General features: G+C 68.8%; 14 protein-coding genes and 3 pseudogenes. 5 read left to right on the top strand and 12 right to left on the bottom strand.

The window, feature by feature from the left end; all coding sequences use genetic code 11:
- Nucleotides 1-75: 75 nt before the first annotated feature.
- Together LG388_RS25340 and LG388_RS25335 are read right to left on the bottom strand one after the other, a co-directional pair.
- Nucleotides 76-810, bottom strand: coding sequence for an LrgB family protein (locus tag LG388_RS25340; RefSeq protein WP_225785340.1), 735 nt, complete (start codon nt 808-810; stop codon nt 76-78).
- Complete coding sequence (locus tag LG388_RS25335; protein WP_225785339.1) at nt 807-1,211, bottom strand: CidA/LrgA family protein; 405 nt, start codon at nt 1,209-1,211, stop codon at nt 807-809. Before LG388_RS25335 ends, LG388_RS25340 begins: the two co-directional genes overlap by 4 nt.
- Before the next feature lie 211 nt (nt 1,212-1,422).
- Between LG388_RS25335 and LG388_RS25330 the strand changes: the two genes are divergently transcribed.
- The 3 genes from LG388_RS25330 (at nt 1,423) to LG388_RS25320 (ending at nt 4,161) form a co-directional block, all read left to right on the top strand.
- On the top strand, nt 1,423-2,235 hold the full coding sequence (locus LG388_RS25330; RefSeq protein ID WP_225785338.1) for an exodeoxyribonuclease III: 813 nt from the start codon (nt 1,423-1,425) through the stop codon (nt 2,233-2,235).
- A 22-nt stretch (nt 2,236-2,257) separates the two neighbouring features.
- Complete coding sequence (locus tag LG388_RS25325; RefSeq protein ID WP_225785337.1) at nt 2,258-2,896, top strand: MBL fold metallo-hydrolase; 639 nt, start codon at nt 2,258-2,260, stop codon at nt 2,894-2,896.
- Nucleotides 2,897-3,126: 230 nt separating this feature from the next.
- On the top strand, nt 3,127-4,161 hold the full coding sequence (locus LG388_RS25320) for a CysB family HTH-type transcriptional regulator (protein WP_225785336.1): 1,035 nt from the start codon (nt 3,127-3,129) through the stop codon (nt 4,159-4,161).
- A 56-nt stretch (nt 4,162-4,217) separates the two neighbouring features.
- On the opposite strand, the gene LG388_RS25315 is transcribed toward LG388_RS25320, so the two are convergent.
- The 8 genes and pseudogenes from LG388_RS25315 to LG388_RS25280 form a co-directional block, all read right to left on the bottom strand.
- On the bottom strand, nt 4,218-5,297 hold the full coding sequence (locus tag LG388_RS25315) for an ABC transporter ATP-binding protein (RefSeq protein WP_225785335.1): 1,080 nt from the start codon (nt 5,295-5,297) through the stop codon (nt 4,218-4,220).
- Nucleotides 5,298-5,307: 10 nt separating this feature from the next.
- A complete protein-coding gene (locus tag LG388_RS25310; RefSeq protein WP_225785334.1) occupies nt 5,308-6,237 on the bottom strand; it encodes a carbohydrate ABC transporter permease in 930 nt (309 codons plus the stop codon).
- Entirely contained in the window at nt 6,221-7,141 is a 921-nt protein-coding gene (locus tag LG388_RS25305; protein WP_225785333.1) for a carbohydrate ABC transporter permease, read from the bottom strand. The genes LG388_RS25310 and LG388_RS25305 overlap by 17 nt, the downstream gene beginning before the upstream one ends.
- Nucleotides 7,141-8,499: an ABC transporter substrate-binding protein gene (locus LG388_RS25300; protein WP_225785332.1), complete on the bottom strand. Its 1,359-nt coding sequence runs from the start codon at nt 8,497-8,499 to the stop codon at nt 7,141-7,143. The genes LG388_RS25305 and LG388_RS25300 overlap by 1 nt, the downstream gene beginning before the upstream one ends.
- A 24-nt stretch (nt 8,500-8,523) precedes the next feature.
- Nucleotides 8,524-9,501, bottom strand: coding sequence for a TauD/TfdA family dioxygenase (locus tag LG388_RS25295; protein WP_225785331.1), 978 nt, complete (start codon nt 9,499-9,501; stop codon nt 8,524-8,526).
- A gap of 161 nt (nt 9,502-9,662) precedes the next feature.
- Nucleotides 9,663-10,112: pseudogene (locus LG388_RS25290) on the bottom strand (IS5 family transposase); the annotation flags it as partial.
- Between the two features lie 7 nt (nt 10,113-10,119).
- Nucleotides 10,120-10,931, bottom strand: a protein-coding gene (locus LG388_RS25285; RefSeq protein ID WP_225785330.1) for an IS5 family transposase whose coding sequence is annotated in 2 segments (ribosomal slippage) — nt 10,120-10,595 and nt 10,595-10,931 — 813 coding nt in all. Because the reading frame shifts where the segments join, the coding sequence is not laid out codon by codon here.
- 53 nt (nt 10,932-10,984) lie between these two features.
- A pseudogene (locus LG388_RS25280) lies at nt 10,985-11,263 on the bottom strand (transposase); the annotation flags it as partial.
- Between the two features lie 65 nt (nt 11,264-11,328).
- Here LG388_RS25280 and LG388_RS25275 point away from each other — a divergent pair.
- Both LG388_RS25275 and LG388_RS25270 read left to right on the top strand, forming a co-directional pair.
- A protein-coding gene (locus LG388_RS25275; protein WP_225781274.1) for an IS5 family transposase occupies nt 11,329-12,140 on the top strand; the annotation gives its coding sequence in 2 pieces (ribosomal slippage) (nt 11,329-11,665 and nt 11,665-12,140; 813 coding nt in all).
- 20 nt (nt 12,141-12,160) lie between these two features.
- On the top strand, nt 12,161-12,370 hold the full coding sequence (locus tag LG388_RS25270) for a hypothetical protein (protein ID WP_225785329.1): 210 nt from the start codon (nt 12,161-12,163) through the stop codon (nt 12,368-12,370).
- Nucleotides 12,371-12,444: 74 nt separating this feature from the next.
- Here the strand turns inward: LG388_RS25270 and LG388_RS25265 are convergent, their stop codons facing one another.
- Entirely contained in the window at nt 12,445-13,314 is an 870-nt protein-coding gene (locus LG388_RS25265) for a M48 family metallopeptidase (RefSeq protein WP_225785328.1), read from the bottom strand.
- A 61-nt stretch (nt 13,315-13,375) separates the two neighbouring features.
- Nucleotides 13,376-13,490: pseudogene (locus LG388_RS25260) on the bottom strand (IS5/IS1182 family transposase); the annotation flags it as partial.

Raw genomic sequence — 13,490 nt, 5'->3', positions numbered from 1 at the left:
CGCGGGCGCGGGGGGCCGGCGGCGGAAACGGCCCGAAGTTTAGGGCAGCCGGGCGGCCGCGCCCTGCGCGGCGGCTCAGCCGCGCAACGGCCCCAGCGCCAGGATCAGCGGCACCAGCACCGTCGTCAGCAGGCCATTGAGCCCCATCCCCAGCGCGGCGAAGGCGCCCGCCGTGGGGTTGATGGGCAGCTCGCGCGCCATGCCGATGGCGTGCGCCGTGAGCCCCGAGGCGAAGCCGCGCACCACCGGGTCGTGCACGCGCAGCAGCCGCATCACGGGCCCGGCCGCGATGGCGCCCGCGATGCCCGTGATCGCCACCGCCACGGCGGCCAGCGCGGCCAGGCCGCCCATGCGCTCGGCCACCGGCATGGCCATGGGCATGGTGGCGGACTTGGGCGCCAGCGAGGCCAGCGTCTCCCACGAGCCGCCCAGCGCCCAGGCGATGCCCACGGCCGACACGATGGCCACCGTGCCGCCCACGAGCAGCGCCAGCCCCAGCGGCAGCCAGATCGCGCGCAGCCGGCCCCACTGGCGCACCAGCGGGACGGCCAGCGCCACGGTGGCCGGGCCGATCAGCAGCGTGAGCGGCCGCACGCCCTCGGCATAGCGCGCGTAGTCGGTGCCGGTCGCCGCCAGCACCGCCACCACCCCGGCGGTGCCCGTCAGCACGGGCAGCAGCAGCGGATGCGCGCCGCCGCGCCGGTACACGGCCAGCGCGGCCAGGTAGGCCGAGAAGGTCAGCGCCAGCCAGCCGACCGAGGAGCCGGCCAGTGCCTGGCCCAGCGCCTGCAGGCCGCCCGTGCCGCTCATGGCCGTGCCCCCGGCGCCGTGGCCGCGCGCGACACAGGATCGGGCCCTTCCTGCACCGCATGTCCCAGGCGCCGCAGCAGCCAGCGCAGCGTGACGGCGGTGACCGCCAGCGTGATCACGGCGCCGGCCACGCTGGCGATCAGGAAGGGCTGCCATTCGCGCGCCACGCGCTCGAAGTGCAGCATCACGCCCGCCACCGAGGGAATGAACAGCAGCATCATGTGCGGCAGCAGCCCGTCGGCCGCCTGCGCCAGGCCCTGCGGCACGCGCCCCGCCGCCAGCAGCCCGGCCAGCAGCAGCACCAGCCCGACCACTGCGCCAGGCAGCGGCACGCCGGCCAGCCGCACCAGGGTGTCGCCCGCGAACTGGCACAGCAGGAGAAGGGCGAAGGCTTGGGGCATGGCGGGACGGCGGCTGGAGGACGGGGACGGCGGGCGCGCGAAGCGCGAAGCGCGAAGCGCGAAGGCGGCGCATGGTAGGCCGATGCGCCGCGGCGCGCACACCGGCGGACCTTTTGTCCACCCACGCACTGCGGCCCACGCGCCGACGGCGCGGCCGGCCTGCGCGGGCCGGCAAAATGGCGGCCTTTTGCCTTCGCCCGTCCGCGCGCCGATGTCCCGTCTCACGAAGATCACCAGCCTCAACCTCAACGGCCTGCGTTCGGCCTGCACCAAGGGCGTGGCCGACTGGGTCGCCCAGACCGCCCCTGACTGCATCTGCATGCAGGAAATCCGCGTGCAGGCCAGCGACGTGGTCGGCCGCTTCGAAGAGATGGCCGGCCTCCAGGGCTACTTCCACTTCGCCGAAAAGAAGGGCTATGCGGGCACCGCCATCTACACCCGGCATGCGCCCAGCGACGTGGTGGTGGGCTGGGGCGACGCCGAGTTCGACGCCGAGGGCCGCTACCTCGAACTGCGCTTCGACAGGCCCGGGCGCAAGCTGTCCATCATCAGCAGCTATTTCCCGAGCGGCAGTTCGGGCGAGGAGCGCCAGGCCGCCAAGTTCCGCTTCCTGGCCGGCTTCTTCCCCTACCTCACGGCGCTCAAGAAAGAGCGCGAGTTCATCCTCTGCGGCGACCTCAACATCGCCCACAAGGAAGCCGACCTCAAGAACTGGAAGGGCAACCAGAAGAACAGCGGCTTCCTGCCCGAGGAGCGCGCGTGGATGACGCGCCTGCTGGACGCCGGCGCCGAGGGCGCGGGCCTGGTGGACGTGTACCGCCACCTGCAGCCCGACACCACCGACGCCTGCTACACCTGGTGGAGCAACCGCGGCCAGGCCTATGCGAAGAACGTGGGCTGGCGCCTGGACTACCACCTGGCCACGCCGGCCATCGCCCAGCTCGCGCGGCGTGAAGAGATCTACAAGACCATCAAGTTCAGCGACCATGCGCCGATCACGGTGGACTACGAGTTCGAGATCTGAGACCCACCGATCGAGGCCCCGCATGCTGCGCTACCAGACCGTTCCCGTCACCCCCTTCCAGCAGAACTGCTCCATCCTCTGGTGCGACGCGACGATGAAGGCCGCCGTGGTCGATCCGGGCGGCGAGCTGGACCGCCTGATCGCGGCGGCGCAGGCGCTGGGCGTTTCGCTCGAGCAGATCTGGCTCACCCACGCCCACATCGACCATGCGGGCGGCACGGGCGAGCTGGCGCGGCGGCTCGCGCTGCCCATCATCGGGCCGCACCCGGGCGACCAGTTCTGGATCGACGGCCTGCCGCAGCAAAGCGCCATGTTCGGCTTTCCGCCGGCCGAGCCCTTCACGCCCACGCGCTGGCTGCATGACGGCGACACCGTGGCGCTGGGCGAGGAAACGCTCACCGTGCGCCACTGCCCCGGCCACACGCCGGGCCACGTGATCTTCCATTCGGCCACGGCGCAGCGCGCCTTCGTCGGCGACGTGCTGTTCGCGGGCAGCATCGGCCGCACCGACTTCCCGGGCGGCAACCACGACGAGCTGATCGCCAGCATCACCGGGCGGCTGTGGCCCTTGGGCGACGAGACGGTCTTCATTCCCGGGCACGGACCCGAAAGCAGCTTCGGGCGCGAGCGGCGCAGCAACCCCTACGTGCGCGGAACCTGAAGGCGGCACGCAGGGCGCAGCGCCCGCCGTTGCGGCCCACGCGCCCCGCGGGCCGGGCCCTTTGCGCCAGCGGCGGGGGTGTGCGGTACCGGTTCGCGCTTCAGATGTTTGCGCTATTTGGTAGCAACGATTCCGTCGTTCCTCGCGCCGAAGTCCTTGCGCAGAATCGGCGGCCCGGATCCCGATGCGCGCCGGCCTTCGGCGCCGGGACCCTGATCCGCATTGCCGCCATGAATTTCCAGCAACTGCGCTCGGTCCGCGAGGCCGTGCGTTGCAATTTCAACCTCACCGAAGTGGCCCAGGCGCTGCACACCTCGCAGCCGGGCGTGAGCCGGCAGATCCGCGAGCTGGAGCAGGAGCTGGGCATCGAGCTTTTCGTGCGCTCGGGCAAGCGCCTCACGGGCCTGACCGAACCGGGCGGCCACGTGCTGCCCATCATCGAACGCATGCTGCGCGAGAGCGCCAACCTGCGGGCGGCGGGCGAGGAGTTCGCGGCGCAGCAGAGCGGTACGCTGTCCATCGCCGCCACGCATTCGCAGGCCCGCTACGCGCTGCCCGAGGCGGTGCAGGACTTCCGCGCGCAGTTCCCCGGCGTGCGGCTGCACCTGCACCAGGGCTCACCCAAGCAGATCGCGCAGATGCTGCTGGACGGCGAGGCCGACGTGGGCATCGCCACCGAGGCGCTGGCCGACTACCCGCAGCTGCTGGCCCTGCCCAGCTACCGCTGGACGCATTCGGTGATCGCGCCGCAGGGCCACCCGGTCTTGCAGGAGCCGCTGACGCTGGCTTCGCTCGCGCGCTTTCCGCTCATCACCTACGACAACGGTTTCACCGGCCGCACGCGCATCGACGCGGCCTTCCAGCAGGCGGGCCTGCGCGCCGACATCGCGCTGGCGGCCATGGACGCCGACGTGATCAAGACCTACGTCTCGCTGGGCATGGGCGTGGGCATCGTGGCCGGCGTGGCCTACGACCCCGAGCGCGACACCGCCCTGCAGGCGGTGGACGCGGGCGGCCTGTTCGGCGTGAACGAGACCAAGCTGGCGGTGCGCCGCGGCACCTACCTGCGCAAGTACGTCTACGCCTTCATCGAATCCTTCGCACCCACGCTCACGGCCGAATGGGTGGCCCAGGCGCTGCGCGGCGATGAAGAAGCGCCGGAGGCGGGCGAGGACGCCCGGGCCGCCCACGGCGATGCCAGCGATGTGCCGGCCCTGGCGCGGGCGGCGCTCCAGGCTGCGGCCGGCCAGCGCGCGCTGATCTGAGGCCGCTTTCGCGCGGCGCGCGCCGGGCGCGGCCGGGCCTCCTGGCGGGCGCCGCTTCAGTTCAGCCGCGCGCCGCTGGCAGCGTCGAACAGGTGCGCCTGCGCCGCGTCGGGCCACAGGCCCAGGCGGTCGCCGCTGGCCAGACCCACGCGTTCGCGGAAGGCCGCGAGCACGTCCTGCCCGCCCACGCGCAGCGCCACCTGGGTCTCGGCGCCCGTGGGCTCGACCACGATCACCTCGGCGGGCAGGCTGCCTTGCGTGCCATCGATGCGCCAGTGCTCGGGCCGCGTGCCGTAGAGCACGCGCTGGCCGTGCACCGCGCCAGGCGCCGTGGGGATGCCCGCCAGCGGCAGACTCAGGCCGTCGTCGGTGCGCACGCGCGGCGGGCCGTCCAGCGCCAGGCGGCCGGCCAGGAAGTTCATGGCCGGCGAACCGATGAAGCCCGCCACGAAGGCGTTGCGCGGCCGGTCGTACAGCTCCAGCGGCGCACCGATCTGCTCCACGCGCCCGTCCTTGAGCACGACGATGCGGTCGGCCATGGTCATGGCCTCCACCTGGTCGTGCGTGACGTAGACCGTGGTGGTGCCCAGGCGCTGGTGCAGCGCCTTGATCTCGGTGCGCATCTGCACGCGCAGCTTGGCGTCCAGGTTGGACAGCGGTTCGTCGAACAGGAAGGCCTCGGGCCGGCGCACGATGGCGCGGCCCATGGCCACGCGCTGGCGCTGCCCGCCCGACAGCTGGCGCGGGTGGCGGCCCAGCAACGGTGCCAGGCCCAGCACCTGCGCCACCTCCTGCACGCGGCGCGCGATCTGCGCCTTGTCCACGCCTTGCAGCTTGAGCGAAAAGCCCAGGTTCTGCGCCACCGTCATGTGCGGGTACAGCGCGTAGTTCTGGAACACCATCGCGAGGTTGCGCTCGCGCGGCGCCACGTCGTTGAGCACGCGTGTCCCCAGGCGGATCTCGCCGCCGCTGATCGGCTCCAGCCCGGCGATGGCGCGCAGCAGCGTGGACTTGCCGCAGCCCGAGGGGCCGACCAGCGCGACGAACTCGCCGTCGCGGATGGCGAGGTCGATGCCGTGCAGCACGGGCTGATCGCCGTAGTGCTTGACGATCTGTTGAAGCGTGATGGAAGCCATATGAAGAGGTTCAGTCCTTGACCCCGCCAGCCGTCAGGCCGCGCACGAGGTAGCGGCGCACCAGCACCGTGAAGAGGACGACCGGCAGCATCACCAAGGTGCCGGCGGCGGCGATCTTGGTCCATTCCCAGCCCTCGTACTGCAGGAAGTTGACGATGGCCACGGGCGCCGTGAGGGCCTGCGTGCGCGTGAGGATCAGCGCGTAGAAGAAGTCGTTCCACGAGAAGATGAAGCACAGCACCGCCGTGGCCGCCAGGCCCGGCGCCGCGAGCGGCAGCGTGATGCGCCAGAAGGCCTGCCAGACGCCGCAGCCGTCGATGTAGGCCGCCTCTTCCAGCGCGGGCGGTACGGCTTCGAAAAAGGTCTGCATGAGCCAGATGACGATCGCCAGGTTGAAGGTCAGGTAGACCAGCGACAGGCCGAGGAGGGTGTCTTGCAAACCCAGCCAGCGGAAGGCCAGAAAGAAGGGAATGGTGAAGGCGATGGGCGGCGCCATGCGCGTGACCAGGATCCACAGGGCCACGCTGCTGCGCCCGCGGAACTTCCAGCGCGTGAGCGCGTAGGCCGCGGGCACCCCGATCAACAGCGACAGCGCGGTGGACAGCGTGCTCACGGCCAGGCTGTTCCAGAAGGACTTCAGGAAGTTGCCCTGCAGCAGTGCACGAAAGCCCTCCAGCGTGGGGGTGAACAGCAGTGCATCGTCGAACAGCTCCGCCGCCGGCTTGAAGGCCAGCTGCACCAGCCACAGGAAGGGGAACATCACAACGAGCAGGATCAGCGCGGCGATCCACACGCGGGCGCCCTCGCCGCTTGCGCGGGCCGCGCGCCGCGCAGATACGGCAGACACGCCCGCTGCTGCGGGCGCGTGGGCGCCCGCTGGCCGCGGTACGCCGCTCAATCCCGCGGTGTCGAAGGCCACGGTATCAATGCCGGGGGTCATGGCTGTTGCTGCTCCATCCGAGCCGGCCCACGCCCCAGCTCAGCACGAAGACGCCGGCCAGGATCACCATCGCGATCGCGCTGCCGTAGCCCCAGTACGAGAAGTTGAAGGCCTGGATGAAGCCGTAGTAGTTGCTGACCTCGGTCACGGTGCCCGGCCCGCCGTCGGTCAGCACGTAGATCAGCGGGAAGGCCTTGAAACTGTCGATGAGGCGGAACAGGCCGCACACCGCCAGCACGGGACGGATGTGCGGAAACACGATGAAGCGCAGCAGCTGCCAGCGGTTGGCGCCGTCCAGGCGCGCGGCCTCCAGCGGCTCGTCGGGAATCATCTGCAGCGCCGCCAGCACCATCAGCATCGTGAAGGGGAACCACTGCCAGGTGTCGGCAAAGGCGATGGCCCACAGCGCGGTTTCGGGGTTGGCGATCAGTGAGCGCACGGGCGCTCCGATGGCCTCCAGCGCGCGGTGCAGCGGGCTCACGTCAGGCGTGAACATGATTTTCCAGATCAGCGCCACCACGATGGGCGGCAGCACCATGGGGATCAGGAACACGGTGCGCATGGCGCCCAGGGCCTTCGCGCGGCCGTGGAGCAGCAGCGCCAGCCCGAGGCCCACGCCCAGCTGCAGCAGCACGCTGGCGGCCGAGAGCTTGAGCTGCGTGCCCACCGAATCGGTGAAGCGTTCGTCGGCGACGAGCTGCCGGTAGTTGACCAGCGGATCGTCGAAGCGGAAGGTGCCCGCCGGGTCGGTCAGCGACAGCGGCGTGAGGCTGGCCGTGAACAGCGCCAGCGCCGGCAGCAAGGTGATGAGCAGCATCACCACAAGCGAGGGCGCTAGGCCCCATGCGAAGGCGTGGCGGCGCTCGCGCTGCCAGCCCCCGGGCACACCCGCCACCGCCGCCATCAGACGCTCAGCCCCGCGCGCTGCAGGGCCGCGATGGACTGCGCCTGCGCCTGTTGCAGCGCCTGCTTCGCACTCGCCTGGCCGCTCGCGATCAGCGCGATGGCCTTGTTGAGCTGCTGGTCCACCTGCGGATACACGGCCACGGTGCGGTACTTCATGTGGCCGGTCTTCGCCGCCTGGTCGATCGCGTCCAGGGCCAGCTGCGCCAGGTCGTTGCCGTTGATCAGTTGCTTGTCGCGGTACACCTTCGAGTCGATGTCGCTGCGCCGCGCGGGCGAGCCATAGCCGGCGGCCACGGCCCTGCGCGTGGTCTGCTTCGACAACGCCCACTGGATGAAGGCCCAGGCCGCCTCCTTGTTCTTCGAGCCGGTCGGGATGCCCAGCCCATGCACGGCCGTGCCCGGGAAGCGGCCCGCCGGCCCCCTGGGCACCTGGCCGAACTTCAGCGTCTTGATCGTGCGGCTGGTGGCCGCATCGCCCAGCTGCGCCAGGTGCAGCTGGCCCGCGTCGGAGAAATTCACGCGTCCCAGCTTGAGCGCCTGCGTGACCTGGTCGGGCTGGTAGGTGATCGCGCCGTCGGGCCCGAACGCCTTGATGAGGTTCGCGTAGTACTCGGCCGCGGCGATGGCCTCGGGCGTGTCCAGCGTGGGAAACAGGTCGTCGGGCGCCTTGCGGAACACGTCGCCGCCGAAGGCATGCAGGTAGGGCACGAAGGTCCAGCCGTAGTGGCTGTCCGACACGAAGCCCGCCACGCGCTCCTTCCGGTTCACGGCGCGCAGCACCTTGACCAGGTCGTCCGTGGTGTCGGGATAGGGCAGGCCCGCCTGCTGCACGAGGTCGAAGCGCGAGGACACGCTCAGCAGCGCCTCGGCCGTCCACGGGATGCCGTAGAGCTTGCCGTCGCGCCCGGTCTCGGGTGCGCGCGCGCCGGGCAGGAAGTCCTCGATGTCCCAGTCGGCCGGCGTGAGGTTGCGGTTGGCGATGAACTCGTCCAGCGGCGTGAGCCAGCCCGAGTTGATCCAGCGGCTGGAGTAGATGAAGGTGACGTTCACCACGTCGTAGGCCGAGCCCTTGGTCGACAGCTCCAGGTCGGCGCGCTGGTTGTAGACCGGGAAGCCGGGCGCGTCGAAGTTCACCCTGGCGCCGGTAAGCGCCTCGAACTCGGGCAGCCATTGCTGCAGCAGCTTGGGGTAGGCGGCGCTGAAGGTGGACACGTTCAGCGTCACGCCCTGGTACTTCTTCGCGCCGCCCTGCGCGGGCGCACGGCCGGGCAGCAGCGCGCCCGCGCCGAAGGCGGCGCCCGCCGCCAGCAGTTGGCGGCGCTGCAGGCCGGACGATCCGGATTCGTGGGAGTTCATGGTGCGGTGGGTTCCGGTGCAGGGTCAAGCCGTGCGGGTGATCAGCGCATCGAGCTGCGCGTCGTTGCTGGCCTCGGGCCGGCGGCGCGTGCGGCTGCGCTGGCCGTCCACGGCCACGGCCGTCTCGCCGTGCACCGTCACGCGGCGCACCACGCGCGGCTGGTCGCCGTAGTCGTTGATGGCGTAGTGCTGCGTGGCGCGGTTGTCCCAGATGGCCACGTCGTCCTGCTGCCAGGACCAGCGCACCGTGTTCTCCAGCCGGATCACGCGCGACTGGAACAGCTCGAACAGGCGCGCCGATTCGGTGCTGGACAGGCCCACGAACTTCTTGAGGAAGTGGCCCAGCAGCAATGCGCGTTCGCCGGTCTCCGGGTGCACGTGCACCAGCGGGTGTTCCGCCTCGTACACGGCCGAGACGAACACCTCCTTGTGGTGGCGCAGCCGGTCGTCGGTGGCGGCGTCGGTGCGGTCGGCACCGTAGTCGTAGTCGTTGCTGTGCACGGCCCACAGCTGCTCGGCCAGCCGCTTGAGGGCATCGGGCAGACGCTCATAGGCCTTGGCGGTGTTCGCCCACACGGTGTCGCCCCCGTAGGCCGGAATGGTCACGCCGCGCAGGATGGAGATCTTGGGAAAGGCGTCGACGAAGGTCACGTCGGTGTGCCACGAGTCGGCGCGCCCGCCGCCCTTGGAGGCGTCGAGTTCGAACAGCTTCGTGCCATTGGGCGCCGGCACCGTGGGGTGCGCCACGGTGCGGCCGAAGCGCGCGCCGAAGGCCTGGTGCGACTCGTCATCGAGGTGGGCTTGTCCGCGGAAGAACAGCACCTTGTGCGCGAGCAAGGCCGATTGAAGGGCCGCGAATGTGTCCGTGCTCAGGTCGGCGCCCAGGGCCAGGCCCAGCACTTCGCCGCCAATGTGGCCAGCCAGGCGGCGGATGCGCAAGTCACCGAAGCGGGTGTCGATGCGGGCGTCGGCGAGAACGTCGACAGGATGGGCGTGAGACATGCGGGCTCCTTCAAGCAGAGGCGACGATTTCTTGCCGCCCCGTGGAGCGCCGAATCATGGAGAGCCTGGCGCCCCCGCGGAACGAAGCCTTGCGCATAAGCAAGCCCGGGAAACGCATGACGCCCAATGCCGGCTCGGGCGCCATGCATCTTTAGGGCGTGTTAACACAAACTGCGAAGTCCATCGGCCACCAGCACAAAGCTGAGGAAGCCGAGGAACATCACGTCGAGCTTCTCGAATCGGGAGAAGATGCGTCGATAACCCTTGAGCCGCCTGAACAGACGCTCCACTTCGTTGCGGCGTTTGTACATAGCCCGGTCGTACTCCCATGGATCCAGCCTCTTCCTTGAGGGTGGAACGACGGGAATGAAACCCAAGTCCAGCGCCAGTTGGCGCGTCTCGTTGCCCTCGTAGGCGCGATCCATGAGCAAGTGCACGGGTCTGCTGGTCTTTCCCAGACTTTCGATCAGGCGTCGACCTGCAGGCGCATCGTGCGCCTGACCTGGTGACAAACAGAATGTCACGGCCGTTCGAGCATCCGCGGCAACCATATGAATCTTGGTGTTCCATCCGCCTCGAGACTTGCCGATGGATTGCGGCCCGTTTTTTTTAGAGCGGCTAACAAAACGGTGGGAGATGGCGAATGCAGATAACGCAGCAGGCCAGCGAGAGCAACGCGACATGAATGTCGATGCGGCGCTCGAAACGAGTACGCAGCTTGCCGAAGGCGGCCAGCCAGGCGTGCGTGCGCTCGACCACCCAGCGATGACGCCCGAGCCGGTCGTTGCGTTCGATGCCGCGCCGGGCAATACGCGCGGTGATCCCCAGCTTGCGCAGGTGAAAGCGGCAGCGAGCATAGTCATAGCCCTTGTCGGCATGCAGTTTGTGCGGCCAGCGCCTGGGCCGACCGCGACAGCCACGTACCGCTGGCAACGCGTCGACCAGTTGCTCGAAAACCACCGAGTCATGCCGGTTGGCGCCCGTGACGCAGAAGATCAGTGGGATGCCTTGGCGGTCCGTGATGATGTGGCGCTTGCTTGCGAGTTTGCCCCTGTCCGTGGGGTTGGGGCCGGTGTAGTGGCCCCCCGGGGGCTGGCCACACTGGCCGCGTCCATGCTCGCACGGCTGAAGTCCAGTTTGCCGGCGCCGCGCAATTCACCGAGCAACAACAGTTGCAGGCGATGCCACACGCCCGCAGCCTGCCAATCACGCAGACGCCGCCAACAGGTCATGCCACTGCCGAAGCCCAGTTCCTGGGGCAACTCCTCCCAGGGAATGCCGGTGCGCAGCACGAACAGAATGCCGTTCAGGGCCATCTCGTCGCTCACTCGTGGGCGACCGCCTTTGGCCGAGGCAACGACTACCGGCAACAGCGGGGCAACCTTCTTGAACAGCGCGGCGCTGATTTCTCTATTCCTGTTTCGACCCATGCCTCATCAAACACCAATCAAGCGCTCGATGATGACATGGTTTTGTTAGTAGCTCTTAAAGCGCCAGCGCCATCGGGATGCACTTTGATGCTGGTGCTGTCGAGCGAGACTGCCTCAATCTTGATGCGAATGACCTGCTCGCGCTGTAGCTCTTCAAACATCTTGTCCAGCACGCCAGCCTTGGTCCAGCGGCGCATGCGCGTGTAGATGGTGTGCCAGTTTCCAAACCGCTTGGGCAATCCACGCCACTTGCAGCCGTGCTCGGCAACATACAACATGGCGTTGACCACTTGCAAATTGGTCAGGCTGACATTGCCGCGCTGCAGAGGCAGGCAATGCTCAGAGCTACTAACAAAACCATGTCATCATCGAGCGCTTGATTGGTGTTTGATGAGGCATGGGTCGAAACAGGAATAGAGAAATCAGCGCCGCGCTGTTCAAGAAGGTTGCCCCGCTGTTGCCGGTAGTCGTTGCCTCGGCCAAAGGCGGTCGCCCACGAGTGAGCGACGAGATGGCCCTGAACGGCATTCTGTTCGTGCTGCGCACCGGCATTCCCTGGGAGGAGTTGCCCCAGGAACTGGGCTTTGGCAGTGGCATGACCTGTTGGCGGCGTCTGCGTGATTGGCAGGCTGCGGGCGTGTGGCATCGCCTGCATCTGTTGTTGCTCGGTGAATTGCGCGGCGCCGGCAAACTGGACTTCAGCCGTGCGAGCATGGACGCGGCCAGTGTGGCCAGCCCCCGGGGGGCCACTACACCGGCCCCAACCCCACGGACAGGGGCAAACTCGCAAGCAAGCGCCACATCATCACGGACCGCCAAGGCATCCCACTGATCTTCTGCGTCACGGGCGCCAACCGGCATGACTCGGTGGTTTTCGAGCAACTGGTCGACGCGTTGCCAGCGGTACGTGGCTGTCGCGGTCGGCCCAGGCGCTGGCCGCACAAACTGCATGCCGACAAGGGCTATGACTATGCTCGCTGCCGCTTTCACCTGCGCAAGCTGGGGATCACCGCGCGTATTGCCCGGCGCGGCATCGAACGCAACGACCGGCTCGGGCGTCATCGCTGGGTGGTCGAGCGCACGCACGCCTGGCTGGCCGCCTTCGGCAAGCTGCGTACTCGTTTCGAGCGCCGCATCGACATTCATGTCGCGTTGCTCTCGCTGGCCTGCTGCGTTATCTGCATTCGCCATCTCCCACCGTTTTGTTAGCCGCTCTAAGCCTGTTCGCCTTGGGCGGCGTCCATGCCCAGGTCGGCAAGGCCGCGTCGGAAGCCGCCAACTCGGTGGAACACAAGATCGACGAGAAACGCGCGGACAACGAGGCCAAGAAGAGCGGCCCGGTCGGCAAGGCCGTGAACAAGGTCAAGTCGGGCTATCACAAGAACCGTTCGGAAGCCTCGAAGGAAAAGGCCAAGAAGGCGCTGAAGGACGCGGGTTGACCGACCTTCGGCGGGCCTCATGAAGAAGGAGTGGTCTGTGCCACCCCTTTTTTCATGCCCACACAGAGGAGCCGTCAGCCCCGCGCCGCGCGGTACAGCCCGTCCACCTTCGGCACATTGCTCTCCAGCACACGGATGCGGTCCGGGCCGCTGGGATGCGTGGACAGGAAGCCGATGCCGCCCTGGCTGCTGGACGCGGCCGCCATCTTCTGCCACAGGCTGACCGCCGCCTGCGGGCGGTAGCCGGCGCGCGCGGCCAGCTCCAGCCCGACCAGGTCGGCCTCGGTCTCGTCGTCGCGGCTGAACTTGAGCGACAGCAGCTGCGTGCCGGCACGCGCGCCCAGGTCACCCAGTTCGCCCAGGCCCAGCAGCTGGGCGCCCAGCTGCAGCGCCATGCCGGTGCCGGTGGTCTTGGCCAGCCGTTCGCGCGCATGCTCGCGCAGGGCGTGGGCCATTTCGTGGCCCATGATCATGGCGATCTCGTCGTCGCTCAGCTTGAGCTGGTCGAGGATGCCCGTGTAGAAGGCGATCTTGCCGCCCGGCATGCAGAAGGCGTTGATCTGCTTGCTGCCGATCAGGTTGACCTCCCATTTCCAGCCGGCGGCGCGGTCGTTCCACTTCTGCGTGAAGGGGATGATGCGGCGCGCGATCGTGCGCAGGTTCTGCAGCTGCGGATGGTCATTGCCGGCCAGCGCGCGCTGCGCCCTGGCCTGCTGCAGCAACTGCGCGTACTGCTGGTCGCCGGCCTTTTCCAGCGTGTCGGCCGGCACCAGCGTGCGGGTGCGCGAGGGCGGCCCCACGTCCACCTGCGCGAAGGCGGGCAGCGCCGGTGCGGCGGCCAGACTGGCGCCCGCAAGCACGAAGGCGCGGCGCGAGGACCCGCGCTGCGCCGCGCCGGGGGCGGCGTCCTCAAGGGTGGGCGGGAGCGGGCAGAACAGGCACATGGGGCATTGGCTGCGGTGAGGGTGGCGGCAGGAACAGGTGCCGCGCATGCTAAGAGCGTGTTCAAAGTCTCTTGAGCAAGAGCACCAAGAATGCCAAGTGGACGAACTGCAGGCTGGTGTTGAGCCATCGCTCGCAGTTCTTCCACAGCCTCCTGTTCTTGTCCAGCCAGGCAAAG

Source organism: Xenophilus sp. Marseille-Q4582 (genome assembly GCF_916700565.1).
Taxonomy (GTDB): Bacteria; Pseudomonadota; Gammaproteobacteria; order Burkholderiales; family Burkholderiaceae_C; genus Xenophilus.
This window is presented reverse-complemented; position numbering and strand designations above follow the sequence as displayed.

Coding starts and splice junctions, on each gene's coding strand:
- LG388_RS25340 (WP_225785340.1), bottom strand. CDS start 810: ATGAGCGGCACGGGCGGCCTGCAGGCGCTGGGCCAGGCACTGGCCGGC.
- LG388_RS25335 (WP_225785339.1), bottom strand. CDS start 1,211: ATGCCCCAAGCCTTCGCCCTTCTCCTGCTGTGCCAGTTCGCGGGCGAC.
- LG388_RS25330 (WP_225785338.1), top strand. CDS start 1,423: ATGTCCCGTCTCACGAAGATCACCAGCCTCAACCTCAACGGCCTGCGT.
- LG388_RS25325 (WP_225785337.1), top strand. CDS start 2,258: ATGCTGCGCTACCAGACCGTTCCCGTCACCCCCTTCCAGCAGAACTGC.
- LG388_RS25320 (WP_225785336.1), top strand. CDS start 3,127: ATGAATTTCCAGCAACTGCGCTCGGTCCGCGAGGCCGTGCGTTGCAAT.
- LG388_RS25315 (WP_225785335.1), bottom strand. CDS start 5,297: ATGGCTTCCATCACGCTTCAACAGATCGTCAAGCACTACGGCGATCAG.
- LG388_RS25310 (WP_225785334.1), bottom strand. CDS start 6,237: ATGACCCCCGGCATTGATACCGTGGCCTTCGACACCGCGGGATTGAGC.
- LG388_RS25305 (WP_225785333.1), bottom strand. CDS start 7,141: ATGGCGGCGGTGGCGGGTGTGCCCGGGGGCTGGCAGCGCGAGCGCCGC.
- LG388_RS25300 (WP_225785332.1), bottom strand. CDS start 8,499: ATGAACTCCCACGAATCCGGATCGTCCGGCCTGCAGCGCCGCCAACTG.
- LG388_RS25295 (WP_225785331.1), bottom strand. CDS start 9,501: ATGTCTCACGCCCATCCTGTCGACGTTCTCGCCGACGCCCGCATCGAC.
- LG388_RS25265 (WP_225785328.1), bottom strand. CDS start 13,314: ATGTGCCTGTTCTGCCCGCTCCCGCCCACCCTTGAGGACGCCGCCCCC.